Below are 24,868 nucleotides of genomic sequence, written 5' to 3'. Positions count from 1 at the left end.
TGGGCCATGACGAGCGAGCGCCTTGCGCGCCTCGTTGCGAACGAAGCAATCCGGCATCTTTTTGCGTCGCCGGATTGCGCCGTCGCCTTCGACACTACGCTCTGACCAAGTCGGGTTCTCGATTCACGCGAGGTCGGCGTCTCTTGAACCCGCCGCAAGCGCGCCACCGCTGCCGCGGCCGCGCCCGCTCTCGGTTCGACCGGCCGGCTCGCACTCTCAGGATCGCTGTCCGTTTGGCGAACCAAGGCCTCGGACGCGTCGGTTATTGATCTCACGTTGTAGTTGCGTGTCGCGCATAAACGTGATCACATAGTTCCGCGGATTTTTTTTGAAAGATTTTTGCGGCGGTGACGCCGCACCGTTGATCTAGCTCGCTGCGTATTGGGGGAAACCAATGCCCGCAGGCACAATTGATGACGATGATGACGATGATGGCGCCGCTGTTGGGGCTGGCGCCGCGGAGCCCGTCCCAGCGGCTGGCACGCCAGAGCTCACGTCCGAGGCAAAGGACGAGGTGCTCCCCGATGCGGATGTGTTGGTCACCAGCAGGGTCCACAACGAGGTGGAAGAGGCGCTTGAGCTGGCCGAATACATCGTCAAGCACGGCGCGAAGCGCAACGACAGCAGCCTGCCCTCCCACATCCTCAGGACGATCAAGGTGACCGCAGGGAAGGTCGGCTTGTTCGAGCGCCAGCAGGCTCTGGAGCGAGGTGCATCCCCGGAGACGATCGCGGCGGTCTACATCAAGGCGTCGGATTGGACGCGCTTCGAACTCGCCTACTACGCACTGGCGGAATTCAGTGCTCCAATCACGATCGAAACCCTGCGCGACACGCGTTCGACCGGCAAGAGACAAGGTTCTCCGGCGCAGAGATTTACGCGTCTGCTGTGGGCGATCACGGGCCTCTTTGCCGTTTTAGTCGTCGGCGGCGGAATCATCACCACGGGTGCCGAGAGCTCCGCCAGGAACGCGTGGGTCCTGGGATTCCGGGCGATCAATGACTACGTACCGATCCTCGTGCCCTGGATGTATGGTGGGCTCGGCGCCTGCGCCTACCTGCTGCGCACCGCACATGACATGATTGCGAAGCGCTGCTTCGACGTGCGCCGCCAACCCGAATATTTCAACCGGATCCTGCTCGGCATGGTCAGCGGCGGGGCGATCGTCCTGCTGGTCAGTCCGTCGGACGACAGCGAGGCGGTCAAGATCAGCGCCGCTGCGCTGGGCTTCCTTGCGGGCTACAGCAACGATCTGCTGTTCAACGCCGTCGAGCGCGTCACCGCGGCACTGCTGCCGAAGGTCGGGCTCGAAACCGTTCAACGCGAGAACTTCGTCCCGAAACAGATCGAGCTTCCGACCGGCGGATTGACGCTCAAGGAACTGATGGAGCGCATGGAGCAGGCTGCCAAGCCGGAGGACAAAGAGCTCTATCGCTCCCTGATCGAGAAGCTGCGCGACCGCCTGTGAGGCGACGGTCGTCGAGAAGTCTCAAGGAGCGTGCCGGTGAAGAATCTGGTTCTGTGCTGCGACGGTACCGCCAACGAGTTTGCGGCGGATCGCACCAACGTGATCAAGCTCTGCTACACATTGGTTCAAGCTGCGGGGCAACAGCAGGTCTACTATCATCCCGGGCTCGGCACGATCGAGCCCGCCGGCGCGCTGACGCCTTTGTCCCGCCGCGCCACGCGGTTGCTCGGCCAAGCCATCGGTGCCGGACTCGGGGACGATGTCCGCGACGCCTATGTCTTCCTGATGCGGCATTTTGACCCGGGCGACCGCGTCTTCCTGTTCGGCTTCAGCCGCGGCGCCTACACGGTGCGCGCGCTCGCTTCACTGCTGCACATGTATGGATTGATCTCGGCCGGCAATGAGCCGCTGGTGCCCTATGCGATCCGCATGCTGACGGCAATCCAGAAGCTCGATGCCCGCGGCGACAGCGAAGGGAAGCAGCACTATTTTCGCCTTGCGGAGGAGTTCAAGGACACCTTCTGCCGCACAGTCTGCAAGCCCTGGTTCGTCGGCGTCTGGGACACGGTGAGTTCGGTCGGCTGGATCGAGAACCAGCTGCGCCTGCCCTTTGTTGCCGACAATCCCGACATCGCGATCGGGCGGCATGCGCTCGCGCTGGACGAACGGCGAGCGTTCTTCCGCACCAATCTGTGGCGGCCGCGGTCTGAGTCCGCCGACAGCGGACCGAAGGACCTCAAGCAGGTCTGGTTCGCCGGCGTGCATTGCGACGTGGGTGGCGGCTACCGGGAGGCCGAGAGCGGCGCCTCGAAGATTCCGTTGCAATGGATGATCAGGGAGGCCATGGACAAACATCTCCTGGTCGATCCGGCGCGGCTGGCCCTGGTGTTGGGCGGCAGTGGCGCCGGCTATGTCGCGCCCGACGTCGATGGGCCGCTGCATGAATCGCTCAGCCCGTCGTGGTGGCCTGCCGAACTCATTCCAAAGCGCCACTTCAATGCCCAGACGAAACTGTGGGAGCGCCGCGCCAATATGGGGCGGCGGCGCACCATGCCGAAGGCGCCGATGGTGCATGAATCGGTGTTCCGGCGCGCCGGTGACTACAAGTCGCGGCTGCCGCCGGACGCAGTCAGCGTGTCTTGAGGAGGACGGCCGCGATGAACGGATCATGTGTCGCGCGATCCCTCGTAGGAGCGCGGGCTGCGCTGCTGGCGCTGCTGCTCACGCTGTCGGCGTTCAGCAATGACGATGCGGCGCGCGCCGCCGATGCGCCGGTGCCGCTGATCGCGAAGGATCAGCCGGTCGACTGGTGGTTCGTCTACAAGTTTAATTCCGCCACTTTCCCGGCCTGCGGCAAGGAACTGACGGACGAATCTGCCGAGCGGGAGTGTCCGTTCGGCGGCGAGCCGATGGGCTATGCGAACAGCCAGCAATTCGTGGTCGCCAGCAGCAAGAAGGCCTCGTTCGACAAGAGTGACGGCTGCGCCGGCACCAGCGATCCCGTCGCCGTGACGTTCGAGCAGATCTATCGCGGCAAGTTTCGCTACCTTGCCTGGAACGACCAGTTTTACGGCGAGCCGCGGATGAAGGGTTGCGGCAAGACCGGCAACTGCACCGGTTCCTGGGGGCATTCGAAGGGCATCCTGGCATGGAACAAGGATGGGGATGGGCTCGTGATCCAAGTCACGACGCCGGCTTGGCCCGGTTTTGCGGCCAGGAAATTCCAGCGCGAGGCCGGCAATACGCTGGGCTGCATCAAGAAGCCGAACAATATCCAGAACGCCCAGCATTTCTTCGCGCTGAAACTGTCGAAGGCAGGCATCGTCAGCGTGATCGAGGCGTTGAAGAATGCCAGCGTGGTAACAGACGTCGCGCAGCTCGAGATCGTCGATGCCCGCGGCAGTCCGAAAGAGATCACGGATGCCCTTGAAGGGCTCGGCACCAAATCCGACAGCGTCGAAGTGAAGGAGTTTACGCTGCCTGGCGGTCCTACGCTCAAGAGTGATGTCAGGCTGATCTCGAAACCGTCGGCACTGCATGTGCCGCCCTGGCAGATGCTGTCGGCCAAGCTCGGCGGCATCGATCTGAAGGCTGCCACCTGGTGGTCGTCGCCGCAGATTCCGACCACGACGAGCACGCGGCGCATCGCCTGTTGGGACGATAGCTTGGGGCCGCCGGGCGCCGTGGCCATTGCGATCACGGGCCAGTGGGGCGAGCCGGGCAAGGAGGAGACGATCGGTCTCGTCGGCGGCCAGAACCACGCCAAGGTCGGCGTCTCCCAGTCTGGCGAGCAATCCCTGTCGATTTTTGCCGACCTCAACCAGCAGGGCGCGCTTAATGCCAATTGCAAGAGCAGCCAGAACGGACGTGGCGGCCTGTTCTACGTGGTCGACAATGACGACCTGTTCAACGACCTGACCAGGCTGCTGACCGGCAAGATCGCGTCCACGCGGGCGCCGCAGAAGAAAGTCAACGTGAAGGACGAGTAGGACCGGACTTGATGAGCGCGGCCGTCTTGAGACGCTGTCGGTCGCAACGGTCACAATCTCCGCGGCGCGATGCGTCCGATGCCTTTTGGCGCCACTGCTCAGCCGTTAAATCAAGCCCCGCCATCGATGTGCGCGGAGCCTGCACTATCGGCTTCGTTGTGCCGCCAGTGAGGTGTCTTTGCCTGTGCTAAAGACTTGCTTCGATGGCGCCATTTGCCCGACGGGTGTCATGCGTCGCGCTCCCCCAGCCCGACCTCTGTTAGTTGGTTCAATCACAAAAATAAGCCGGTCCGCGCGCTCCATTCCGCCTGCTTTTTTTTTCGCAGGCGGGCCTCAGCCGAGGCCTGGCCTTCCCTGCGCCCTCTGCTTGGAGAGGGCGGACCAATGGACACAGCTCGGGCGCGGCATGCGTCGCGACAACGATGGCGTGCAGCGTGAGGTCACGATCAGGTCGCGGGCTGATGCGTGTATGATGCACCCTGCCTCGACACCAATGGCGGCGTCCCCGCGAACGCGGGGACCCATAACCCCAGGCGGACATTGCTGGAAAGATCGGAGCTCCGGCCTTCGCCAAACCGGACCCCGTGGTTATGGATCCCGGGCAAGCTTCCGCCAACGCTGCGCGTGGCCGGAAGCTTGCCCGGGACGACAGCGGGGCAGACGCAACACCTCGGGAAGGCGGAAAGAGCAGGGTGCCGAGGATCAACGGCGAACAATCAAAACGACCGAAGCGCGAACGCTCCGTCGTGAACCGAAGGGAAGCGTCCCGGCTAATTCAACACCCGCTTGCCGCCATCCGGGCTGTCGAGCGAGAACGCCGGCACCGCGATGTCGAACTGCTCGCCGCTGTCGCTCTCCATCTGGTAGGAGCCGGACATGAAGCCGGACGCGGTCGTCAGCGGAACGCCGGAGGTGTATTCGAAGCGCTCGCCGGGGGCGAGCACCGGCTGCTCGCCGACCACGCCCTCGCCGCGGACCTCCTGCTGCCGGCCGACGCCGTCGGTGATGATCCAGTGCCGGCTGCGCAGCCGCACGGTCTCCTCGCCGGTGTTGGTGATGACGACGGTATACGACCAGAACCACCGTCCATCCGTGACCGAGGATTTCTCGGGCAGGAAGTTCGGCTCGACGGTCACTTCGATGAGGCGAGTCACGGCGCGGTACATGACTGCATTGTAGCGGAAACCGATGCCGGAACCAATCGTAACGCCATCGTGCTTTCAACACAGTTCCGCCGTATGGCACCCGAATCGCGGACTCTGCTGCCGAGTCCCATCCGCTCCTCAACATGCGCGGGGCGCCCGGCGGCTGGTGAGTCATCCCCTGTGATGCGTAGGGTCGCTACCGATCGTCCGCGACGGCCGAAAAACTGGGCACGGCCCAGCTGACAAGTCCTTCATCGCTTGCGCAAAAATTGCGCAGCCCTACATTTCTCCTGCCGGGCCTCTCCGGGCTGGCAGCCTTGACGTGGTGCCCGATGACGTCGATTGCCGATCGCCTTGCCGGACCATCCGTCCCCGCATCCCCGGCCGCACCTGCGCCGGCTGCGGAGACTGTCGCGGCCGAAGGCACGGCCGCGCCTGCCGTGACTGCCGCGCCCGCCGTGACGACCGCGCCGGCGATCACCTTCCCTGCTGTCGGCGAACGTGAGCTGCGGCTCGACCTGTTCCGCGGGCTGGCACTGTGGCTGATCTTCATCGATCACCTGCCGCCGAATTTGCTGACCTGGTTCACGATCCGCAACTACGGCTTCTCCGACGCCACCGAAATCTTCATCTTCATTTCCGGCTACACGGCCGCCTTCGTGTATGGCCGGGCGATGCAGGATGCCGGATTCATCGTCGCCAGCGCGCGCATCCTGCGCCGGGTCTGGCAGATCTACGTCGCCCACGTCTTCCTGTTCACGATCTTCCTCGCCGAAATCTCCTACGTCGCGACCAGCTTCGAGAACCCGCTCTACACCGAAGAGATGGGCATCATGGACTTCCTGAAGCAGCCCGACGTGACCATCGTGCAAGCGCTGATCCTGCGCTTCCGCCCCGTCAACATGGACGTGCTGCCGCTCTACATCGTGCTGATGCTGTTCCTGCCGCTGATCCTGTGGCTGATGCGGTGGCGGCCCGACGTGACGCTTGGGCTTTCGGTCGTGCTCTACGCGGTGACCTGGGAATTCGACCTCTATCTCTCGGCCTATCCGAACGGCTTCTGGGCCTTCAATCCGTTCGCCTGGCAGCTCCTGTTCGTGTTCGGCGCCTGGTGCGCGCTCGGCGGCGCCAGGCGGATGTCACGCATCATCAACTCGCCCGTCACGCTCGGGCTCTGCGTCGCCTATCTGGTCGCCGCGTTCTTCGTCACGCTGACCTGGTACATCCCGCAGCTCGGCCCGCTGATGCCGCGTCGAATCGAGCAATGGATGTATCCGATCGACAAGACCGACCTTGACGTGTTGCGTTTCGCGCATTTCCTCGCACTCGCAGCACTCACGGTGCATTATTTGCGCAAGGATTGGCCTCTGCTCAAATCCCGCTGGCTGCGCCCGCTGATTGTTTGCGGGCAACACTCGCTGGAGATTTTCTGTCTCGGCGTCTTTCTGGCGTTTGCAGGCCACTTCGTTCTTGCCGAAGTGTCCGGCGGCGCCATGATGCACGCGATGATCAGCGTGTGCGGCATCCTCGTCATGTGGGGGGTGGCATCGCTGATTTCGTGGTACAAGCGTGAGGCCGATAAGGGTGCGGCGCGAAAAGGTGCGCGCAGCAACGCCGATCTGGCGGGAGGGGGCTGATGAAGTCCGTCTCGTGGTTAAGCTTTGGTATCGCGGCGCTGGCGGTTTTGCTGGCGGCGTCCGCGCGCGCCGAAGACGCGCCGCAGACCTGCGAGGTGCCGGCCTACCTGCTCTCCACCGAGAGCCCGCTCCCGAAAGTTGCCGAGGCCGTCAAGAAAGGCCAAACGCTCGACATTCTGGTGGTCGGAAGCCGCTCCTCGGCGATCGTCAGCGCGTCCGATGCCAATGCCTACCCCGCCCGGCTGCAGGCGGCGCTGAAGGACAAGCTGCCCGCGGTCACCGTCAACCTCGGCGTCGAGCTGCAGCCGAAGAAGACCGCCGAGGAAATCGCCGCCAATCTTGTTAAACTGGTGGAAGGAAAAAGGCCTAATTTGGTCATCTGGCAGACAGGCACGGTCGACGCCATGCGCTCGATCGATCCGGACGAGTTCCGCCAGGCGGTCAATGACGGCGTGGTAACGCTGCAGAATGCGGGGGCTGACGTCATCTTGATGAATCTGCAGTACAGCCCGCGGACGGAGACGCTGATCTCCGTGCCGCCCTATATCGACAACATGCGGGTGGTGGCGCAGCAGCGCGACATCCCACTGTTCGATCGCTTCGCGATCATGCGGCAATGGAACGAGCAGGGCGATTTCGACCTGTTCAATCCGACGCACGGAATCGAGCTGGCCAAGCAGGTTCACGACTGTCTCGGCCGGGCGCTGTCGAAGTTCATCATCGACGCGGCGCGTATCGGGCCGGCGCAACAGAACTAAGGTTTGACGTGTTCATGACTTCCAATTTTTGTAACCGCGTATCTGGGACATGGGAGAAGCTGTCCGCCGTTGCTGCAACGGTGCTTGCACTCTCGCTGACACCGCAGCTGGCTCATGCGCAGAGCGCGGCGCCGACGGCGCCCTTCGAGGCCGTGCCGTCTCCCATCAGCGAATTGCGGCCGACGGTCGGTCACATCACCATAGCCCAGGCAGCCAGTCAGGCGCCCGGCCAGATCGCCGCCGTGCGTCCGTCGGGCGCGATCAATCAACCGCCGGTGACGATCACGCCGCCGGAGCCGAATGCGCCGGTGGCTGCAGCCGCGCAGCCCGTTGCGGCCGTACAGCCGCCGTCGCGCAGCATCACCGAGCGGGCGATCGACAAGGTCAAGCAGGTCGCCAAATCCACCAGCGACATCTTCAACCGCGTGCCGTGCCTGCCGCCGAAGGGCGTCGCGAAGAAGAACTTCATCTCGCTGCCCCATGTCGCCAACAAGCTCGCCTCGGGCCTGCCGGTCGTCATCGTCGCGTTCGGCTCGTCGTCCACGCAGGGCTATGGCGCGAGCGCGCCGGACTACACCTATCCGAACCGGCTCGCCGCGCAATTGCGCCGGCAATATCCGATGGCCGACATCAGCGTCATCAATGCCGGCGTCGGCGGCGAGGATGCGCCGGAGATGATGAAACGTCTGGAGACATCGGTGATCGACCGTCATCCGGATCTCGTGATCTGGCAGGTCGGCACCAATGCGGTGCTGCGCGACCTCGATCCGACCGAGACCGCGAAGCTCGTCGACGACGGGGTCGCCAAGATCCAGGCCGCCGCCTCCGATGTGGTGCTGGTCGACCTGCAATATTCGCCGCGCGTCAACGAGCGTTCGGAGAACGCGGGCCGCATGAACAGACTGCTCGGCCGCATCGCCGAGCTGCATCACGCCGGCATCTTCCCGCGCTTCGAAGTGATGCGCGACTGGCACGAGCGCCAGGCGATCCCGATCAACGAGTTCGTCATTTCGGACGGCCTGCACATGAGCGACTGGGGCTACGCCTGTTTCGCCCAGCTGCTGGGCGACGACATCATCCGCTCGGTCGGGCAAGTGAAGCTCGGCATCAACGCGCCGGCCGACGTGCTGATGTATCGGCCGATGTGAGGCGGGGGAATAGCGAGTAGCGAGTAGGGAGAGATCCTCCTATTCGCTACTCCCTATTCGCCATTCGCTACTCGCCCTTCGCTATGCCGCCCGCAGGGCGTCGTCGAGATCCTCGATCAGGTCGTCCGCATGCTCGAGCCCAGCGGAGAAGCGGATGAAGCCCTCGCTGATGCCGAGTTCGGCGCGCGCCTCCGGCGTCAGCCGCTGATGCGTCGTCGTCGCGGGATGCGTGACCAGCGTCTTGGCGTCGCCGAGATTGTTGGAGATGCGCGCGAGCTTGAGCCCGTTGAGCGTGCGGAATGCGGCCGCCTTGCCGCCCTTGACCTCGAAGCCCACCAGGGTCGAGCCGGCCCGCATCTGCTTGCGCACGGTCGCGGCCTGCGGATGGTCCTCACGGCCCGGATAGATCAGCCGCGAGACCTTCGGATGCGCGGCGAGGAAGTCCGCGACCTTGCCCGCAGTCTCGGTCTGCGCGCGCACGCGCACCGCCAGCGTCTCCAAGCCCTTGAGCAGCACCCAGGCGTTGAACGGCGAGATCGACGGGCCGGTCTGGCGCATGAAATTGTGGATGTGCTCGGCGATGAAGGCCTCCGACGACAGGATCACGCCGCCGAGACAGCGGCCCTGGCCGTCGATGTGCTTGGTCGCTGAATAGACCACGACGTCGGCGCCGAGCGCGAGCGGGCTCTGCCAGATCGGGGTGGCGAACACGTTGTCGACGATCAGCCGCGCGCCATTCGCATGCGCGATCTCCGCGATCGCGGGGATGTCCATCACGTCGAGCGTCGGATTGGTCGGGCTCTCCAGGAAGAACGTCTTGGTGTTCGGCCTGACCGCCTTCTGCCACTGGTCGAGATCGAGCCCGTCGACCAGCGTCGATTCGATGCCGTAGCGCGGCAGGAGGTCCTCGACCACGTAGCGGCAGGAGCCGAACAGCGCCTTCGCCGCGACGACGTGGTCGCCGGCGCGCAGGGGCGCCAGGATCGCTGTCGTGACGGCGGCCATGCCGGTCGCGGCGGAGCGGCAGGCCTCGGCGCCTTCGAGCTCGATCATGCGGCGCTCGAACATCGCGGTCGTCGGATTGGAGAAGCGCGAATAGATGAAGCCGGGATCCTCGCCCTTGAAGCGTGCCTCGCATTCCTCGGCAGTGGCGTAGACGAAGCCCTGCGTGAGGTAGAGCGCCTCGGCGGTCTCGCCGAATTCGGAGCGTAAGCCGCCGGAATGCACCAGCCGGGTTTCAGGACGATAGTGAGCGAACGACGCCGGCGCCTTCGCGGGGGACTTCGACATGTGACCTCCATCGTGACCACCGCCTGGGCGATGGGCACAAAAAAACCGGCCTGGGAAACTATCCTCACGGCCGGGATCACAATCGTCCCCGGCCTGTTTAGCGATTTATTTAACGTGGCTGCAAGCCGGCCGGCTCAAATCACCACGGGATAAGTGTCGCTCTTAGTCGCAACCGGCCTTTCCGTCAAGCCAGCCATCGGATAACCGGTAAAAAGACCCTATATAGGCTGGTCAGCCGCCGTTCCGGCGCCTGCAAAGGATCAGGTCTTGCCGTTTTCGCTTAGCCCCGACGCCCATGGCATCCTGCCCGATCGCATGATCGTGGCGATGGCGGAGGCCGGCCTGATCCTGCCGGCGTATGATTTCGTCGAGAGCCAGATCCAGCCGGCGAGCCTCGATCTGCGGCTCGGCGACGTGGCCTATCGCGTGCGCGCGAGCTTTCTGCCCGGGCCGGGATCGACCGTGGCCGAGCGCATCGACGAGTTGAAACTGCACGAATTCTCGCTCGCCGACGGCGCGGTGCTGGAGACCAACTGCGTCTACATCGTGCCGCTGCTGGAGAGTCTCGCGCTGCCGAAGGACATCGTCGCGGCCGCCAATCCGAAGAGTTCGACCGGCCGGCTCGACGTGTTCACGCGTGTGATCGCCGACGGCACCCGCCGCTTCGACATGATCGGCGCCGGCTATCACGGTCCGCTCTATGCCGAGATTAGTCCCAAGACGTTTCCCGTTTTGCTGCGCGAAGGCTCCCGCCTGTCGCAGGTCCGCTTCCGCTACCGCGATGCGGTGCTGTCGGAGGATGAGCTGATCGCGCTGCATCGGGCCGAGCGGCTGGTCGATCGCGACGATGCCGATCTCGCCGGCGGTGTCGCGCTGTCCGTCGATCTGTCCGGCACCAATGCCAATGGCTTTGTCGGCTACCGCGCCAAACGCCATACCGGCGTCGTCGACGTCGACCGCCGCGCCGGCTATGCGGTCGAGGAGTTCTGGGAGCCGATCAAGGCGCGACCCGACGGCAGCCTCATTCTCGATCCCGGCGAGTTCTACATCCTGGCCTCCAAGGAAGCCGTGCAGGTGCCGCCGGACTACGCTGCGGAGATGGTGCCGTTCGATCCCCTGGTCGGCGAATTCCGCGTCCATTATGCCGGATTCTTCGATCCTGGCTTCGGCTATGCCGGCGCCGGCGGGCAGGGCTCGCGCGCGGTGCTCGAGGTGCGCTCCCGCGAGGTGCCGTTCATCCTCGAGCATGGCCAGATCGTCGGCCGCCTCGTCTACGAGAAGATGCTGGCGCGGCCGAACGCGATGTATGGCAGCCGCATCGGCTCCAACTACCAGGCCCAGGGCCTCAAGCTCTCCAAGCACTTTCGCGTCTAGCTGCGGCCGCGCGCCGGAAGCGCACCCCCAATGCGTCAGCCGCACGGGCCGCGGTTCCGCAGTGTGCTAGGAACAACGACACCGGCGCGCAATCCAACGCGGCCGGGCGGGGAGCGAACATGTCCGAGATCGGCCTGGCCGACAATCCGGTCGGCGAGGGGCGGACCTTGCCGCCCATCGAAAAGCCGATGCGGAACGCAATTGCCGACGGGCCGATCCTGCGGACGCTGCTGTCGCTGGCCTGGCCGAACATCATCGCCAACTCTGCCGGTACCTGCGTCGTCATTGCCGAGACCTCCTATATCGGCCGGCTCGGGATCGAGGCGCTGGCGGCGATGGCGCTGGTGTTTCCGCTCGTCATCCTGACCATGACGATGTCCGGCGGCGCCATGGGCGGCGGCGTGGCCTCGGCGATCGCCCGCGCGCTCGGCGCCGGCGATACCGAGCGCGCCTCGACGCTCGCCGCGCACGCGCTGCTGATCGCGCTGTCGTTCGGCGCGACCTTCATGGTCGGGATGCTGGTGTTCGGCCCCGGCCTGCTCGAAACCCTCGGCGGCCGCGGCACGGTGCTGAGCCATGCCACGGCCTACCTGCAGATCTTCTTCGGCGGCGCCATGCTGCCGTGGCTGATGAACTCGATGGCGGGCATCCTGCGTGGCACCGGCAACATGAAGCTGCCGTCGTTCATGATCCTCAGCTCGGCGATGTTGCAGATCGTGCTCGGCGGAACGCTGAGCCTCAGCTTCGGGCTCGGCATGCGCGGGGTTGCCGCCGGCGCGCTGCTGGCCTTCAGCGTCAGCATCTCGGTGATGGGCTGGTACCTGTTCTCCGGCCGTGCGCGCGTGCGGCCGAAGCTGCGCGGGCTCGAGATCAGCCGCGCGATGTTCGCCGACATCCTCAAGGTCGGCGCGGTCGCCTGCTTCTCGCCGCTGCAATCGGTGCTGTCGATCGCCATCTTCACGCACATGCTCGCGGGCTTCGGCACCGCGGTGCTCGCCGGGTACGGCATCGGCGCCCGCCTGGAGTTCATGATGACGACGGTGGCTTTCTCGGTCGGCATGGCCTCGGTACCGATGGTCGGCATGGCCGTTGGCGCGGAACGGATCGCGCGCGCCCGCCGCATTGCCTGGACGGCGGGGATCGCCTCGTTCGTCTCTGTCGGCGCGCTGTCGACCGTGATCGCGTTCGTCCCGCAATTGTGGGTCGACATCTTCACACAGGACCAGAGCGCGCGTGCCGCCGGCGCCCATTACTTGCGGATCGCCGCGCCGATGTATGCCTTCATTGGTCTGGCGATCTCGATGTACTTCTCCTCGCAGGGCGCGGCCAACGTGCTCGGGCCGGTGCTGGCGCAGACGGTGCGGCTCATCTTCATCGCCGCCGGCGGCAGCTATCTGTTGCAGCATGCCGCGACCGAAGGCGAGTTCTTCATGCTCGCAGCGTCGTCGATGGTCCTGCTCGGGACGCTGACGCTGGCCAGCGTGATGCTGACCCGTTGGGGACCGAAGCCGGCCGCGATCGCGCTGCGCCCGGCCGTGCGGCTCGTGTCCGGGTCGGAGGCGCCGCCACCGGCGCGCCGCGCCGGCTGACCTGGCGTTATGTGCCGAGCTTGCTCATCGTTTCCCGCACGGCCGCCGCGCCGAGTTCCATCTGCCCGGCGATATAGGGCGCGATCTCGTTCGGCAGCACGTCGGTGATCCAGATCATCCGGCAGCTTGTCTCACCCTCCGGAATGATCTGGATCGAGGCGCTATGATGGGTCATGCGCTCGCTGTCGATGGTGTAGACCAGCCGTCGCCGCGCGTCATCGCAGTCGACCAATTTCTCCCGCACGACGCTGCCGTTGACGAAAGTCACGATGCGGACATCGCCATCGAGCGTCGTGTCGGTGACGAAGCCCGGCGCCAGCCTGGTATGAACGGCGCCGAAATCGCGCACCGCCTCCCACACTGCGGCCGCAGGGGCTGCAAGACAGATGTCCTTCTGAATGGAGGCCATGGCGTGACCTCACGGACACACGGCTTCGATGTTGTTGCCGTCGGGATCGATCAGGAACGCCGCGTAGTAGGTCGCGCTGTAATCCGCGCGCGGCCCTGCGCCGCCATTGTCGCTGCCGCCGGCCTTCAATCCCTCGCTGTGAAATCTGGCGACCGCCGCATGGTCCTTGGCGCGGAACGCGACATGCGCGGCGCCTCCCGTCGCGGCCTTGTCGAGATAGAGCCACAGCGCCGGCGCACCCTTGGGGCCGATGCCGGCCGAGGTCTCGTCCTTCGAGCAGAGGATATGACCGAGCGGCGCGAGCGCGGCCGTGTAGAAGCGCACGCTGGCGTCGAGATTGCCGACCTTCAGGCCTATGTGATCGAACATCGATGATCTCCATGTCTCGCACGCGGCTGCCGCATGCGCCGGGATCATCCAATCAATGGCGGCGCAATCGATCTTGGAAAATCTTGCGCTCGCCGCGCGATGCCTTGCGGAATTTCAGCGGCGAGACGCCTGCGGCGCGGGTGAAGGTGCGCGTGAAGTTGGACAGATCGGCAAAGCCGATGTCATAGGCGATCTCGGTGACCGGGGTATCCTCTTCGCTGAGGCGCCGGGCGGCGCGCCGCAAGCGGGCGCGGATCAGATATTGATGCGGGGTCACGCCGATCGTGGCCGCGAACAGCCGCAGGAAGTGGAATGGACTGACGCCGGCTTCGCGCGCCGCGTCCGCCAGATCGATGTCGCGCTCGGCATTGTCGTCGATCCATCGCGCGCCGTCGACGGCGCGCCGCCGGTCGCGAAGGCTCGGCTTTGACGGCCGTTCCTCCCGTCCGGTGGCCGTTGCGACGAAGCGGCGGGCGATGAGATGGCCGACCTCGTCGAGGCCGAGCGTCTGCTCGCGGGCGGCCGCGGCCTGCGCGAGCTCGCCGAGCACCATGAGTTGCGGCAGCGGCGGCATCGCCCCTGCCTGCCACGCCTGCTTGCTGCCGCCGATCTCGTCGATGATCGAATCATCGAAGGAGAACGACAGGCACTCGTCGCCGCAGACGTGATCGTGCGTGCACATGAACTCGTCGCCGGGATATCCGACCAGCAATGCGCCGGTGACCAGCTCGAAGAAGCGGCCGCGATGATGGCAGCCGAAGCTGCCCTTGCGCACGTAGGACAGCGAGTAGCCGGCATATTGCTCGGCATAGGGACGTTCGCCCGGCACCGCCGCACAGCGGAACTCGGACACGGTGACGGGGCTGCTCTCGAACAGGATGGTCGCGGTCATCCTGCAAATCTAGCGCATGGCGAACAAAAGGGGAGGGCGCCGTGCGAGATAATCCCGCACGACGCTACGAGCTCGTTACGAGGCGCGCGGCCGATCGAGCAGGGCGTCGAACAAGGTCAGGCCGGCATGTGACCGGGCGCCTTCGAGCGACAGCAGTCGCCGCTTGGAGATGCTGCCGCTATTGGGCGACGGCTTGTCGAGGCCGTTGCCGATGTCGCGCACGCGGTGACACGGCACGATCAGGACGAACGTGTTCTTGGTCAGGGCCTGCGCAAGCGAATTCAGCGCCCCGGGGACGTGCAGTCCGGCTGCGAGCTGGTCGGCGCTGCGTGTCTGGCCGCGCGGAATGGCGCGGATGGCGTCATAGACGCGCTGGTTGAACGGCGTCACGCCGCCGAGATCGAGCACGACCTCGGAGAAGTCGACGTCACGTCCGCGCAACGCGGCGCTGATGCCTTCGATGGCGAGTTCGACATTCGAACACGGGCGCTGTTCCCGTGCTTCGGGGAACTGGCGAAACAAGCGTCGCCGCGTTTCGATTTCCCGCGCTTCCGGCAACTGCACGCCGGTGATCCCGGCATCGCTCCACACGATGCCGCAACGGCCAAGGGCCGTATCAAAGATCGTATACAAACGCCCCATGACGCCACCCCAACCCACGCCACATCATATCACTGTCACGATCGCCCGCATCAACTTTGTTTACAAAGTGTTAACATGGCGGCGCGACCGGGGCGGGTTTGCCCTGATTTGGGTCATGGTTGTCAAGTGTGGTGTTACGATCTCTTTCATCGGTATCGCGATGATGAGACGCGGCGCAGCAACAGCCCCGCACGCGAGGCGAGCACGCGCGTCGCGGTCATCCGTTCAGGCGACGTCGGACGGCGCGGTGAAATCCGGTTCATGCGCAAGCCACAGTTCGAGCAGGCTCAGAAACGTAACGACGATGCCGATCGCGATGCTGACATGCATCGCGGAGGTGTGAACGAAGCCGAGCAGCCACGGGGCCGCGACCAGCCACAGGCCGAGCGCAACCTTCAGCCATTCTTCCCAGTCCGTGAAAGCGGCGAGGCCGGCCATCGACAACACCATCACGGCCACGCCGACGATCTCTGCATCGACCCTGCCGACGGAGCGGGCGAAGCCGAACAGAAACGGCGCGCAGACCAGGAACGCGCCGCACGCCAGCGTGTAGAGATCGAGCGCCGAAGGGCGCGTCATGATCAAGCGGGTTCTGGACGCGGCGGACGAGCGGGATGCGCGGCTGTGGCTCAGCATGATATCGACTCCTGGAGCTGGCCGGTCACCTGGAGCAAGCGCAGGCACGGCCTTGGACTGGCAGAAGCGCGACCCGGGCCATCCGTTCCGGCATCGGCTGCCTGCGCCGATCACGATCGGTCGACCGTCATCGCCGGGCACGGTCGATGAAGCGACCCCTGGCGACCCGCGGCGAACAAGCCGCTTGGCGAAACGCATCGTCTCGGCTAAGCATGGACCAGCGCGGGCGTAGTTCAATGGTAGAACGGCAGCTTCCCAAGCTGCATACGAGGGTTCGATTCCCTTCGCCCGCTCCAATGGTCCGCAGATCACCGCTGATTGTCAGCTCCTCGTGCCCGTCGCTGACGACGTGACCACGATCCGCAGTCGCGCAGGGATCGCCTCGATCTCCTTGGCGAACGCCCACTCGATCGCCGGGTGCTCGTTCTTCAATGTCGCGTGATGATCGGTGGGGTTGATTGCTGAACGCCCATCTTCGCGGATCCCGAATACGTCGCTGACTGGCCCGCGCAGGCGGCGCGCCGGACCGGAGCGCCGACCGTCGTCGATCAGGCGCCCTCGGGCACGCGGTCGAGAAATCCGGTGACGCGCCGGATGCGGCCGTCGGCGAGCTCCACGAAGTCCGTGCCCTGAATCGGGCCGTCGGCCGAGTCCGGACCGAGCGTCCAGGAGAAGCGGACGTAGTTGCCGTGGCCGTCGGCGGCGCCCAGCAGGCGGAAGCGGAAGTCAGGGAAGCGCTGCTGCACGCCTTCCACCAGCGCCTCGATACCGTCATGGCCGTCGCCGCGCATCAGCGGATCGACATAGCTGGCGTCGGTGCGCCAGTGAACGCCGAGCAGTGTGCGGCGTTGCGCGGTTTCGCGCGCGTTCCACAGTGCAATGTAGCCGTCGGCAATTGCGGCGGTGTCGGTCATCGGTGCTCTCCATGTTGTGAACGACGAGGAGGCGAAGATCGCGCCGCTCGCGCGACGAATCGATTACGTCCGGCGTCATCTCATTTGCCATGACAAAACTGTAAGTTGCCGGTTCTTCCGATGACGCTTAACAAGCGTACGGAGACTGTGCGGGGGAATTGCGTCGCATGTTGTCCGACACCTGGAAATGGATTGCCGTCGCAATCTGTCTCGTGCTGTTCACGGCGGATACCGTGCTCAAGCCGCACGACAAGCCCAATCGCATGGTGTTCTTCGAGCTGCATCGGGGCGACGGCCCGACGATGATCGGCATGATGCGCGACGATCTGCTCAAACTGCCGGGACGCGGCGCGAGCCGCATCCGCGACGCGTTGGCGCGCGGTGAGGCGTTAACGGTCTGGCAATACGCGTTGAGAAAGACTGAAGACGGCAGCTACCAGGAGGTGCCCGAGCGGCAGATCGAGCTTGGTGCCGCCGATGCGCCGCGCGTCACCTTCGGCGCGAGCATCCGCCTGCCCGACGATTAGTTCGATGGCGGCGGGGCAGGGCGAAGAAGTCGCGCGGTCCGCGGCGAGCGCGTTCCCGCGCTAGAGGGCATCGCATAGGACCATCCAAGGTTCGGGTTTGGCTCCTTTCGCAAGGTTGCGGCCGGGCTCCGTCCCGCCGGCGCGGCCGAAGCGGCTTCGGCTGGCCTGGGAATGATCCTCACGACAGCTTGAATGGCACCCTTGGGTTGCATCGGCCGTGACACTCGGTTCCTGTCGTCAGAGCTTCTCGCATTACCGTGATCGCGACCGTCATCGGCTGCATCGCCGCTCAGCCGTCTCAGGCGTGCCGGCGACCTCCGGAGTCTTACGGGGCTTTTTTCGCCGCCATGATGCTGAGACCGCGCGCCTCGGGCGAATCATGCCGGGCCGTTGCCCAGCTCGTGGCGCGACTGCCATGCTCGGAACCAGGGTGAGGCGATTTTCTCCCCATGACAACCGCATGGTGCAGCGGGCTTGCAACACTTGACCTGAATTTGGTTGGGGTCGCTGCACCGTCCTGGACAAAAACACGATCTCGCAACACGCTGCACCTGCGATTTGGATTTGGCTTTCGCGTTGCGGTTCTGGGGAAGGCGCGTGGTTGCAGGGTTCGTCGCAGTCCAAGCATCACAAGATACATCACAGTCGGTCAGATCGGTTTTGCCGGGTTGAACTGGGGCTCGACATGAAATTCTGGACGGGGTTGCTCGCGGTCGTATTGCTGCTCTCGGGGGTCGGCGCGAGTCAGGCCGTTGTCCGGATCGCCGACGACCGCGGCGGCCGGATCGGCACCTATGTCGACAAGTACCAGGGTCTGAGATCCGCCGGTGAGTATGTGATCATCGACGGGCTGTGCGCGTCGGCCTGCACGATCGTGCTCGGCGCCGTCCCCCACGACAAGATCTGCGTCACCTCGCATGCGAATCTCGGCTTCCATGCGGCCTGGGATTTCGGCGCCAATGGCCGCGCCGTCACCAATCCCGAGGCGACCCAGATGCTGTATTCGATGTATCCCTCGCAGATTCGCCGCTGGATCTCCCAGCGCGGCGGGCTCACGCCCCGGATGATCTTCCTGAAGGGCAAGGAACTGCAGGCGATGTACAAGCCCTGCTACATGGACGCCCAGGCGGCGTCTCCGGCTTCGCCGCAGGTTGCGCCCAATGCTCCGGCGATCTCGCCGGCCGCCGCCAAGGCCTCCGCCTCGCACTGATTCGGCTTCGGCCCCGCTCTCCGCACCATGTGACCGGCCGGAACCGCGCCGCGCTTGCCTTGCCTGCCGGCGCGGCCTATCTGGTTGGTATGGAGAGGCGGGCAGCGGCTTGTGCCATTTCTGGCCGGTTTCCCGCCGGATGAGCACGCCATCATGCCGCCAGTTTCAGCGCCGCAAGAGATATCGTTCGCCATGGCGGCCGGGGTCGTGGCCGTCGTCCTGGTCGGCGGCGCCGTGACCCTGTGGGCGCGATACGGGACCGCGGTGTTCTTCGAGACCATCGCGGCCGGCCTCAGCGCCTGCTTCTGAGACAGAATGAAGGAATTCGGCATGCCATCCAATGCCACCCGCCCGCTGGTGATCGTCGGAGCCTTTGCCGCAAGCCTGGTGGTCGGGCTGTCGCTGATGTTCCTCGTCATGGGCGGCGGCGGCCGCAACATCGCGGCGCCGGCCGCGATCGGCGGACCGTTCCAGCTCACCGACCAGAGCGGGGCCGTCGTCACCGAGAAGAGCCTCGAGGGCCGTCCGAGCCTGATCTTCTTCGGCTTCACCCATTGTCCGGACGTCTGTCCGACCTCGCTGTTCGAAATCTCCGAGGTGCTGCGCGCGATGGGCAAGGACGCCGACGGGGTCAACGCCTATTTCATCTCGGTCGATCCCGAGCGCGACAATCCGGCGGCGATGAAGGACTATCTTGCGAGCTTCGATCCGCGCCTGAAGGGCCTGACCGGCGATCCCGAGGTGCTGGCCAAGGTCCTCACCGAGTACCGGGTCTATGCCAAGAAGGTCCCCCTGAAGGACGGCGACTACACCATGGACCACACCGCCCTGATCTATCTGATGGACCGCAACGGCCGCTTCGTCGCGCCGTTCAACCTGAAACGGACCCCTGAGGAAGCGGCCGCGGACCTGAAGAAATACCTCTGAGCGCGTTAACGCTCGCGCCGGGGCGGCCGCCGCGGAGCTCAATCCAGCCTCGAATTTGCACAGGGATGGTCTATAAGGCGCGCTGACCATCGGGACCGCTGATGCCGACCGCCTCGTCACCACCCGTGAGATTCATCCGCCCGGCCCGCGCCGCGATCGCCGGCGTGCTGCTCTGTGTCGGCCTCGCCGCAGCCGGCTCCGAGGTGCGCGCCCAGGCCCCCGTCCGGCCCGCCGTCGAAGCGGCGCCGCAGGCCGTCCCCGGCTTCTGGGATCCGCGGCGCCGCCCCGAACGGCCCGATCTGTCGCGTCTCACCGTGATCCGGTTCCTCACCGAGACCGACTATCCGCCGTTCAATTTCACCGGCCCGGACGGCAATCCGGCCGGCTTCAACGTCGACCTGGCGCGCGCGATCTGCGACGAGATCAAGGTCACCTGCACCGTGCAGATGCGCCGCTTCGAGACGCTGCTGGACGCGGTGTCCTCCAACCGCGGCGATGCGATCATCGCCTCCATCGCCGTGACGCCGCAGATGCGCGCGCGCCTCGATTTCTCCGACCCCTATTACCGGGCGCCGGCGCGCTTCGCGTCGCGGCGCGATGCGGTCATGACCGAGATCCGCCCGGAATTTCTCGAGGGCAAGAAGATCGGCGCCGTCGCCGGCACCGCGCATGAGGCCTACCTCAAGGCGATGTTCACCGATGCCGAGATCAAGTCCTATCCGAACGACGATGCGCTGCGCCAGGCGCTGCGCCGCTCCGAGGTCGATCTGATCTTCGGCGACGGCATTTCGCTGGCATTCTGGGTCAACGGCACCGATTCCGGCGATTGCTGCGCCTTTTCCGGTGGACCTTTCGTCGAAAGCCGCTATTTCGGCGAGGGCGTCGGGATCGGGGTGCGCAAGGGCAACGACCTGTTGCGCCAGGCCCTGAACTGGGCGCTGTTCCGGGTCTGGGAAAAAGGCCGCTACACCGATCTGTGGCTGCGCTATTTCTCGATCAGCCCGTTCTGAAAGATTCACCCGTAGGGTGGGCTAAGGCGCGCAGCGCCGTGCCCACCATCACCAGCGGTGGGCACGCCTTCGCTTTGCCCACCCTACGTTTTCGAAAACCGGTACTTCAAATGTCCACGATCGATCTCGTCCCGACCAGCCCGAGCGACCTGCGCGCGCTCGCCGAAAACTCCAATGCCTGGCCGTTCGAGCAGGCGAAGGCGATCGTCAACCGGCTGAAGAAGACCCCGAAGGACGAGGTGCTGTTCGAGACCGGCTATGGCCCGTCGGGCCTGCCGCATATCGGCACCTTCGGCGAGGTCGCGCGTACCACCATGGTGCGCCATGCCTTCCGCGTGCTGACCGAGGACAAGATCAAGACCCGGCTGCTGGCATTTTCCGACGACATGGACGGCCTGCGCAAGGTGCCGGACAACGTGCCGAACAAGGAGATGCTGGCGAGCCATCTCGGCAAGCCGCTGTCGCGCATCCCCGATCCATTCTCCAACGAATATCCCTCGTTCGCCGCGCACAACAATGCCCGGCTGCGCGCCTTCCTCGACCGCTTCGGCTTCGACTACGAGTTTGCGTCGGCGACCGACTACTACACCTCCGGCAAGTTCGACGCGGCGCTCTTGCGCATGCTGGAGCGGCTGGAGAAGGTGATGGCGATCATGGTGCCGTCGCTCCGCGAGGAGCGCGCCGCGAGCTACTCGCCGTTCCTGCCCATTTGCCCGCGCACCGGCCTCGTGCTGTACGTGCCGATCGTCGCGCACGACGCCAAGGCCGGCACCATCTCCTACGACGATCCGGAGACCCGCGAGCGGATGACCGTCCCGGTGACCGGCGGCCATTGCAAGCTGCAGTGGAAGCCGGACTGGGCGATGCGTTGGCACGCGCTCGGCGTCGACTATGAAATGGCCGGCAAGGACCTGATCGATTCGGTGAAGCTGTCGGGCAAGATCTGCGCGGCGCTCGGCAGCACTCCGCCGGAGGGCTTCAACTACGAGCTCTTCCTCGACGAGAAGGGCCAGAAGATCTCGAAGTCGAAGGGCAACGGCCTGACCATCGACGAATGGCTGCGCTACGCCTCGCCGGAATCGCTGTCGCTGTTCATGTACCGCGAGCCGAAGGCGGCGAAGCGGCTGTATTTCGACGTGATCCCGCGCAACGTCGACGACTATCAGCAGTTCCTGGAAGGCTTCCCAAAGCAGGACCCCAAGCAGCAGCTCGGCAATCCCGTGTGGCACATCCATTCCGGCACGCCGCCGAAGGCCGACATGCCGGTTACGTTCCAGCTGCTGCTGACCTTGGTGTCGTCGTCGAACGCGGAGAACGCCGAGACCTTGTGGGGCTTCATCGGCCGCTACCGTCCGGGCGTCACGCCGGCGACGCATCCGAAGCTGGATGCGATGGTCGGCTACGCCATCAACTACTACCGCGACTTCGTCGCCCCGACCAAGACCTTCCGCGAGCCGACGGAGGGCGAGCGCGTGGCGCTGCAGGACCTGCGCGATGCGCTGTCCAATCTTCCGGCCGAGGCGACGGCCGAAGATATCCAGAACATCGTCTACGAGATCGGCCGCCGCGAGCCGTTCCTCGACCACGTCAAGAAGGGCAAGGACGGCCGGCCCGGCGTGTCGCTGGACTGGTTCAACATGCTCTACCAGGTGCTGCTCGGCCAGGAGAAGGGCCCGCGCTTCGGCTCCTTCGTCGCGGTCTACGGCATCAGCAATGCGGTCAGCATGATCGACGGGGCACTGGCGCGCAGCGCGTGAGGGGCACGTCGTTCACCGTACAAAAGGTGTCGTCCCGGCCTTGAGCCGGGACCCATAGCCACCGGCCAATGTGAGGTGACGGATATCCGCCACCTCGCAAGACAACTGAAATTCCGCGGTATGGGTCCCGGCTCGGAGGCCGGGACGACGGCGGAGTGCTGGGTGGCCGCCTCGCTTCGAAGCGACCAGCGGCGAGAGAACTACACCCCCCGCAGCACGAAGCGGCGGTCGAGCTGCTGCACCGGACGTGCGTTCATCGGATAGAGCTTGGCGAATTTCGCGACGTCGGCGTCCGCAACCGAGATCGGCGTGCTCAGCAGCAGCCATTCCACCACCTCCGAGCAGGGCGGCGTCGTCAGCGATCCGGCGTAGCGATAGTAGGAGCGGCGCGCCGGCAGCATCAGATTGGGATTGATGCGCGGATCGGCCTTGACCGCGGGACCTTCCTCGCCCGGCATCGTGGCCACGATCTGTGCGAAGGCGGGATTGGGGCGGCCGGTGGTCATCAGCACGCCGACCACGGCGAGGTTGCCCGACGCGGCGCGATGCACGAAATGGGCCTCCATCGGAAAATTCCTGCCGCCGATCTGGTGCTCGCTCGGCCGGTGGAAATGGACCTGCATCAGCTTGTAGGTGGTGCCGGCGAGGTTCAGCGTCCCACTGCCGTCGGCGAAGTTGAGCTGGATGGTGTGGCCGTTATTGACGATGGTGTCGGCGCTTCTGGTCCAGTTGATTCTGAAGTCGGGCAATTGGGCCCGGGTCGGATTCTCGATGTTGACAGGCGACTGCTGCGTACCGACGCCGCAGACCTTGTTCGCCGCATCGAGATCACCCCATTTGGCCGGGCCGGTGTTGCCCTCGTAACTCCAATGATGTGATCCGCCTTCGGCGGCGAAGCCTGGGGTGGCGCAGACGGGGCAGAGGGCGAGCCCGGCGAGGGCCTTCAAGACGTGACGACGGTCCATGGCAATCTCCAAAATTCAAGTGTGATGCTTGCTATCCGTGCGGCACGCCCGAGGGGCCGCACGAATCAGCAAAACCGAATCAGGTTAATCCTTGCTGAGGAACGCTACGTTCACGCCAGTTCCATCGGGTACCGACGCAGGCTGGCTGTCCGGTCGAGACAGTTCGGGCAAACGAGGCTTGAGTTCGCAGGCCCCTGCCGATACGGTCAGCCGCTCCCGAAAAACACCAGCAAACTCAAGATCAAGCCAGGACTGCACCAAGGTGCCTAAAATCTACAAAATCTGCTCAGCTTCGGCCTGGCGCGAGGCGGAGCGGCACGGCGTTTACCGCGGCAGCGTAGATGATCTGCGCGACGGTTTCATCCATTTTTCGACCGCCATGCAGCTCCCGGAGACGGCGCGTAAGCACTTCTTTGGGCAGAGCGCGCTGTTTCTGGTCGAGGTCGATTCGGATGCGCTGGGCGCCGGCTTGCGCTGGGAGCGCTCCCGCAACGACGAGCTGTTTCCGCATCTCTACGGTGAGCTCGATCTCGGCGCTGTGACGGCCGTCCACCAGATGCACAGCCGTGCCGATGGCGGCCACGACATTCCGGAACTCGTGCCGTGATCCGCGCCTTCGATACTGTTTCGCTGCCGTTGCTGCGCTGGCTCGGTGCCGAGGACGCGCACCGTCTGGCCATCCAGGGCCTCAAGCTGCTGCCAGCCTTCAAGCCGCGGCCCGACGATGCCAAGCTCGCGGTGCGCGCCTTCGGGCTCAACTTCCCGAACCCGGTCGGCATGGCCGCCGGCTTCGACAAGAACGCCGAGGCACCAGACGCTTTGCTGCGGCTCGGCTTCGGCTTCGTCGAGATCGGCACGGTGACGCCGCGGCCGCAGGGCGGCAATCCGCGGCCCCGGCTGTTTCGCCTGGAGCGCGACGAGGCCATCATCAACCGCATGGGCTTCAACAATGACGGTGCCGAGCAGGTCTTGCGCCGTCTCGCCGGCCGCGCCCATCACGGCGGCATCGTCGGCGTCAACGTCGGCGCCAACAAGGACTCGGCCGACCGCGTCGCCGACTATGTCCGCCTGATCGAGACCTTTGCACCGGTGGCAAGCTACTTCACCGTCAACGTCTCCTCGCCGAACACGCCGGGCCTGCGCAATCTGCAGCAGGCCGCGCAGCTCGATGAGCTGCTGTCCAAGGTGCTGGAGGCGCGCGACCGTATCAGGCGCAAGGCCGGCGACACCCCTGTGCTGCTCAAGATCGCGCCCGATCTCAGCCTCGCCGAGCTCGACGACGTCGTCCATGTCGCGCGCTCGCGCGGCGTCGACGGCATGATCGTGTCGAACACGACCTTGGCCCGCCCCGGCAGCCTGCGCGAACAGCTACGCGCCAAGGAGCAGGGTGGACTGTCGGGGCGGCCGCTGTTCCGGCTGTCGACCCGCATGGTCGCGGAGACCTTCGTGCGCGTCGAAGGCGCATTCCCGCTGATCGGCGTCGGCGGCATCGACACCGGCGGCGCCGCGCTGACCAAGATCCGCGCCGGCGCCAGCCTGATCCAGATCTACTCCTCGCTGGTCTACAAGGGCCTCGGCCTCGTCGAGAGCATCAAGGCCGACCTGACCTCGACCCTGCTGCGCACCGGGCGGGAGCAGCTGTCGGAGATCGTCGGCGCCGACGCGGCGGCGATCACGGCCGAGGACTGGCCGGTTTAGGTCGCTGCTGTCTC

General features: G+C 65.2%; 25 protein-coding genes, 1 tRNA gene and 1 riboswitch. Of the genes, 17 read left to right on the top strand and 9 right to left on the bottom strand.

Going from position 1 to position 24,868, the window contains the following annotated elements; all coding sequences use genetic code 11:
* Nucleotides 1-394 precede the first annotated feature (394 nt).
* The 3 genes from ACQR1B_RS05190 to ACQR1B_RS05180 are packed head-to-tail and all read left to right on the top strand — an operon-like array spanning nt 395 to nt 3,957.
* Nucleotides 395-1,468, top strand: a complete 1,074-nt coding sequence (locus tag ACQR1B_RS05190) for a hypothetical protein (protein ID WP_434834353.1) — start codon at nt 395-397, stop codon at nt 1,466-1,468.
* A 36-nt stretch (nt 1,469-1,504) separates the two neighbouring features.
* The gene (locus ACQR1B_RS05185) at nt 1,505-2,611 is read left to right on the top strand and encodes a T6SS phospholipase effector Tle1-like catalytic domain-containing protein (protein WP_434834354.1); all 1,107 of its coding nucleotides are present in this window, start codon (nt 1,505-1,507) and stop codon (nt 2,609-2,611) included.
* A 14-nt stretch (nt 2,612-2,625) separates the two neighbouring features.
* Nucleotides 2,626-3,957, top strand: coding sequence for a deoxyribonuclease II family protein (locus ACQR1B_RS05180; RefSeq protein ID WP_434834355.1), 1,332 nt, complete (start codon nt 2,626-2,628; stop codon nt 3,955-3,957).
* A gap of 770 nt (nt 3,958-4,727) precedes the next feature.
* Here ACQR1B_RS05180 and apaG read toward each other — a convergent pair.
* Complete coding sequence (apaG, locus tag ACQR1B_RS05175; protein ID WP_434834356.1) at nt 4,728-5,123, bottom strand: Co2+/Mg2+ efflux protein ApaG; 396 nt, start codon at nt 5,121-5,123, stop codon at nt 4,728-4,730.
* A 311-nt stretch (nt 5,124-5,434) separates the two neighbouring features.
* Between apaG and ACQR1B_RS05170 the strand changes: the two genes are divergently transcribed.
* Genes ACQR1B_RS05170 through ACQR1B_RS05160 form a run of 3 tightly spaced genes read left to right on the top strand, consistent with a single transcriptional unit; the run spans nt 5,435 to nt 8,645 of the window.
* Nucleotides 5,435-6,739 carry an OpgC domain-containing protein gene (locus ACQR1B_RS05170; RefSeq protein WP_434834357.1) on the top strand — a complete coding sequence of 435 codons (1,305 nt, stop codon included), beginning with the start codon at nt 5,435-5,437 and terminating at the stop codon, nt 6,737-6,739.
* Nucleotides 6,739-7,497 (top strand): SGNH/GDSL hydrolase family protein, encoded by a 759-nt coding sequence (locus ACQR1B_RS05165; protein ID WP_434834358.1) that lies wholly within the window; start codon nt 6,739-6,741, stop codon nt 7,495-7,497. Before ACQR1B_RS05170 ends, ACQR1B_RS05165 begins: the two co-directional genes overlap by 1 nt.
* A gap of 14 nt (nt 7,498-7,511) precedes the next feature.
* The gene (locus ACQR1B_RS05160; protein WP_434834359.1) at nt 7,512-8,645 is read left to right on the top strand and encodes a GDSL-type esterase/lipase family protein; all 1,134 of its coding nucleotides are present in this window, start codon (nt 7,512-7,514) and stop codon (nt 8,643-8,645) included.
* 81 nt (nt 8,646-8,726) lie between these two features.
* Here ACQR1B_RS05160 and ACQR1B_RS05155 read toward each other — a convergent pair whose 3' ends face one another.
* Nucleotides 8,727-9,935 carry an O-succinylhomoserine sulfhydrylase gene (locus ACQR1B_RS05155; RefSeq protein ID WP_434834360.1) on the bottom strand — a complete coding sequence of 403 codons (1,209 nt, stop codon included), beginning with the start codon at nt 9,933-9,935 and terminating at the stop codon, nt 8,727-8,729.
* Nucleotides 9,936-10,011: 76 nt separating this feature from the next.
* A riboswitch (SAM riboswitch) is annotated at nt 10,012-10,091 on the bottom strand.
* Between the two features lie 111 nt (nt 10,092-10,202).
* Here ACQR1B_RS05155 and ACQR1B_RS05150 point away from each other — a divergent pair.
* Nucleotides 10,203-11,309 carry a 2'-deoxycytidine 5'-triphosphate deaminase gene (locus ACQR1B_RS05150; RefSeq protein WP_434834361.1) on the top strand — a complete coding sequence of 369 codons (1,107 nt, stop codon included), beginning with the start codon at nt 10,203-10,205 and terminating at the stop codon, nt 11,307-11,309.
* A gap of 119 nt (nt 11,310-11,428) precedes the next feature.
* The gene (locus tag ACQR1B_RS05145; RefSeq protein WP_434834362.1) at nt 11,429-12,898 is read left to right on the top strand and encodes an MATE family efflux transporter; all 1,470 of its coding nucleotides are present in this window, start codon (nt 11,429-11,431) and stop codon (nt 12,896-12,898) included.
* Nucleotides 12,899-12,905: 7 nt separating this feature from the next.
* Here ACQR1B_RS05145 and ACQR1B_RS05140 read toward each other — a convergent pair whose 3' ends face one another.
* From ACQR1B_RS05140 to ACQR1B_RS05120, 5 genes are all read right to left on the bottom strand, one after another.
* Nucleotides 12,906-13,307, bottom strand: coding sequence for an SRPBCC family protein (locus tag ACQR1B_RS05140; protein ID WP_434834363.1), 402 nt, complete (start codon nt 13,305-13,307; stop codon nt 12,906-12,908).
* 9 nt (nt 13,308-13,316) lie between these two features.
* Nucleotides 13,317-13,676 (bottom strand): VOC family protein, encoded by a 360-nt coding sequence (locus ACQR1B_RS05135; protein ID WP_434834364.1) that lies wholly within the window; start codon nt 13,674-13,676, stop codon nt 13,317-13,319.
* A 52-nt stretch (nt 13,677-13,728) separates the two neighbouring features.
* Nucleotides 13,729-14,568 (bottom strand): helix-turn-helix transcriptional regulator, encoded by an 840-nt coding sequence (locus tag ACQR1B_RS05130; protein WP_434834365.1) that lies wholly within the window; start codon nt 14,566-14,568, stop codon nt 13,729-13,731.
* Between the two features lie 75 nt (nt 14,569-14,643).
* Nucleotides 14,644-15,210 (bottom strand): methylated-DNA--[protein]-cysteine S-methyltransferase, encoded by a 567-nt coding sequence (locus ACQR1B_RS05125; protein ID WP_434834366.1) that lies wholly within the window; start codon nt 15,208-15,210, stop codon nt 14,644-14,646.
* 225 nt (nt 15,211-15,435) lie between these two features.
* Nucleotides 15,436-15,846, bottom strand: a complete 411-nt coding sequence (locus ACQR1B_RS05120; protein WP_434834367.1) for an SPW repeat protein — start codon at nt 15,844-15,846, stop codon at nt 15,436-15,438.
* 222 nt (nt 15,847-16,068) lie between these two features.
* Between ACQR1B_RS05120 and ACQR1B_RS05115 the strand changes: the two genes are divergently transcribed.
* A tRNA-Gly gene (locus ACQR1B_RS05115) sits at nt 16,069-16,142 on the top strand.
* Nucleotides 16,143-16,394: 252 nt separating this feature from the next.
* On the opposite strand, the gene ACQR1B_RS05110 is transcribed toward ACQR1B_RS05115, so the two are convergent.
* Nucleotides 16,395-16,760, bottom strand: a complete 366-nt coding sequence (locus ACQR1B_RS05110; RefSeq protein ID WP_434834368.1) for a nuclear transport factor 2 family protein — start codon at nt 16,758-16,760, stop codon at nt 16,395-16,397.
* 212 nt (nt 16,761-16,972) lie between these two features.
* On the opposite strand from ACQR1B_RS05110, the gene ACQR1B_RS05105 reads away from it, so the two are divergent.
* The 6 genes from ACQR1B_RS05105 to ACQR1B_RS05080 all read left to right on the top strand — a co-directional run bounded on the left by ACQR1B_RS05105 (nt 16,973) and on the right by ACQR1B_RS05080 (nt 22,191).
* Nucleotides 16,973-17,287, top strand: coding sequence for a hypothetical protein (locus tag ACQR1B_RS05105; RefSeq protein WP_434834369.1), 315 nt, complete (start codon nt 16,973-16,975; stop codon nt 17,285-17,287).
* 685 nt (nt 17,288-17,972) lie between these two features.
* Complete coding sequence (locus tag ACQR1B_RS05100; RefSeq protein ID WP_434834370.1) at nt 17,973-18,497, top strand: hypothetical protein; 525 nt, start codon at nt 17,973-17,975, stop codon at nt 18,495-18,497.
* Between the two features lie 153 nt (nt 18,498-18,650).
* Nucleotides 18,651-18,806, top strand: a complete 156-nt coding sequence (locus tag ACQR1B_RS05095; protein WP_434834371.1) for a hypothetical protein — start codon at nt 18,651-18,653, stop codon at nt 18,804-18,806.
* A 21-nt stretch (nt 18,807-18,827) separates the two neighbouring features.
* Nucleotides 18,828-19,424, top strand: coding sequence for an SCO family protein (locus ACQR1B_RS05090; protein ID WP_434834372.1), 597 nt, complete (start codon nt 18,828-18,830; stop codon nt 19,422-19,424).
* 101 nt (nt 19,425-19,525) lie between these two features.
* The gene (locus ACQR1B_RS05085; RefSeq protein ID WP_434834373.1) at nt 19,526-20,434 is read left to right on the top strand and encodes a transporter substrate-binding domain-containing protein; all 909 of its coding nucleotides are present in this window, start codon (nt 19,526-19,528) and stop codon (nt 20,432-20,434) included.
* 110 nt (nt 20,435-20,544) lie between these two features.
* Nucleotides 20,545-22,191 carry a lysine--tRNA ligase gene (locus ACQR1B_RS05080; protein ID WP_434834374.1) on the top strand — a complete coding sequence of 549 codons (1,647 nt, stop codon included), beginning with the start codon at nt 20,545-20,547 and terminating at the stop codon, nt 22,189-22,191.
* Nucleotides 22,192-22,391: 200 nt separating this feature from the next.
* Here ACQR1B_RS05080 and ACQR1B_RS05075 read toward each other — a convergent pair whose 3' ends face one another.
* Entirely contained in the window at nt 22,392-23,156 is a 765-nt protein-coding gene (locus tag ACQR1B_RS05075; protein ID WP_434834375.1) for a carbonic anhydrase, read from the bottom strand.
* A 262-nt stretch (nt 23,157-23,418) separates the two neighbouring features.
* On the opposite strand from ACQR1B_RS05075, the gene ACQR1B_RS05070 reads away from it, so the two are divergent.
* Both ACQR1B_RS05070 and ACQR1B_RS05065 read left to right on the top strand, forming a co-directional pair.
* The gene (locus tag ACQR1B_RS05070) at nt 23,419-23,763 is read left to right on the top strand and encodes a DUF952 domain-containing protein (RefSeq protein WP_434834442.1); all 345 of its coding nucleotides are present in this window, start codon (nt 23,419-23,421) and stop codon (nt 23,761-23,763) included.
* Nucleotides 23,760-24,854, top strand: a complete 1,095-nt coding sequence (locus ACQR1B_RS05065) for a quinone-dependent dihydroorotate dehydrogenase (RefSeq protein WP_434834376.1) — start codon at nt 23,760-23,762, stop codon at nt 24,852-24,854. The genes ACQR1B_RS05070 and ACQR1B_RS05065 overlap by 4 nt, the downstream gene beginning before the upstream one ends.
* The last annotated feature ends 14 nt before the right edge of the window (nt 24,855-24,868 follow it).

This window comes from Bradyrhizobium oligotrophicum (genome assembly GCF_051168495.1).
Lineage (GTDB): Bacteria > Pseudomonadota > Alphaproteobacteria > Rhizobiales > Xanthobacteraceae > Bradyrhizobium > Bradyrhizobium oligotrophicum_A.
This window is presented reverse-complemented; position numbering and strand designations above follow the sequence as displayed.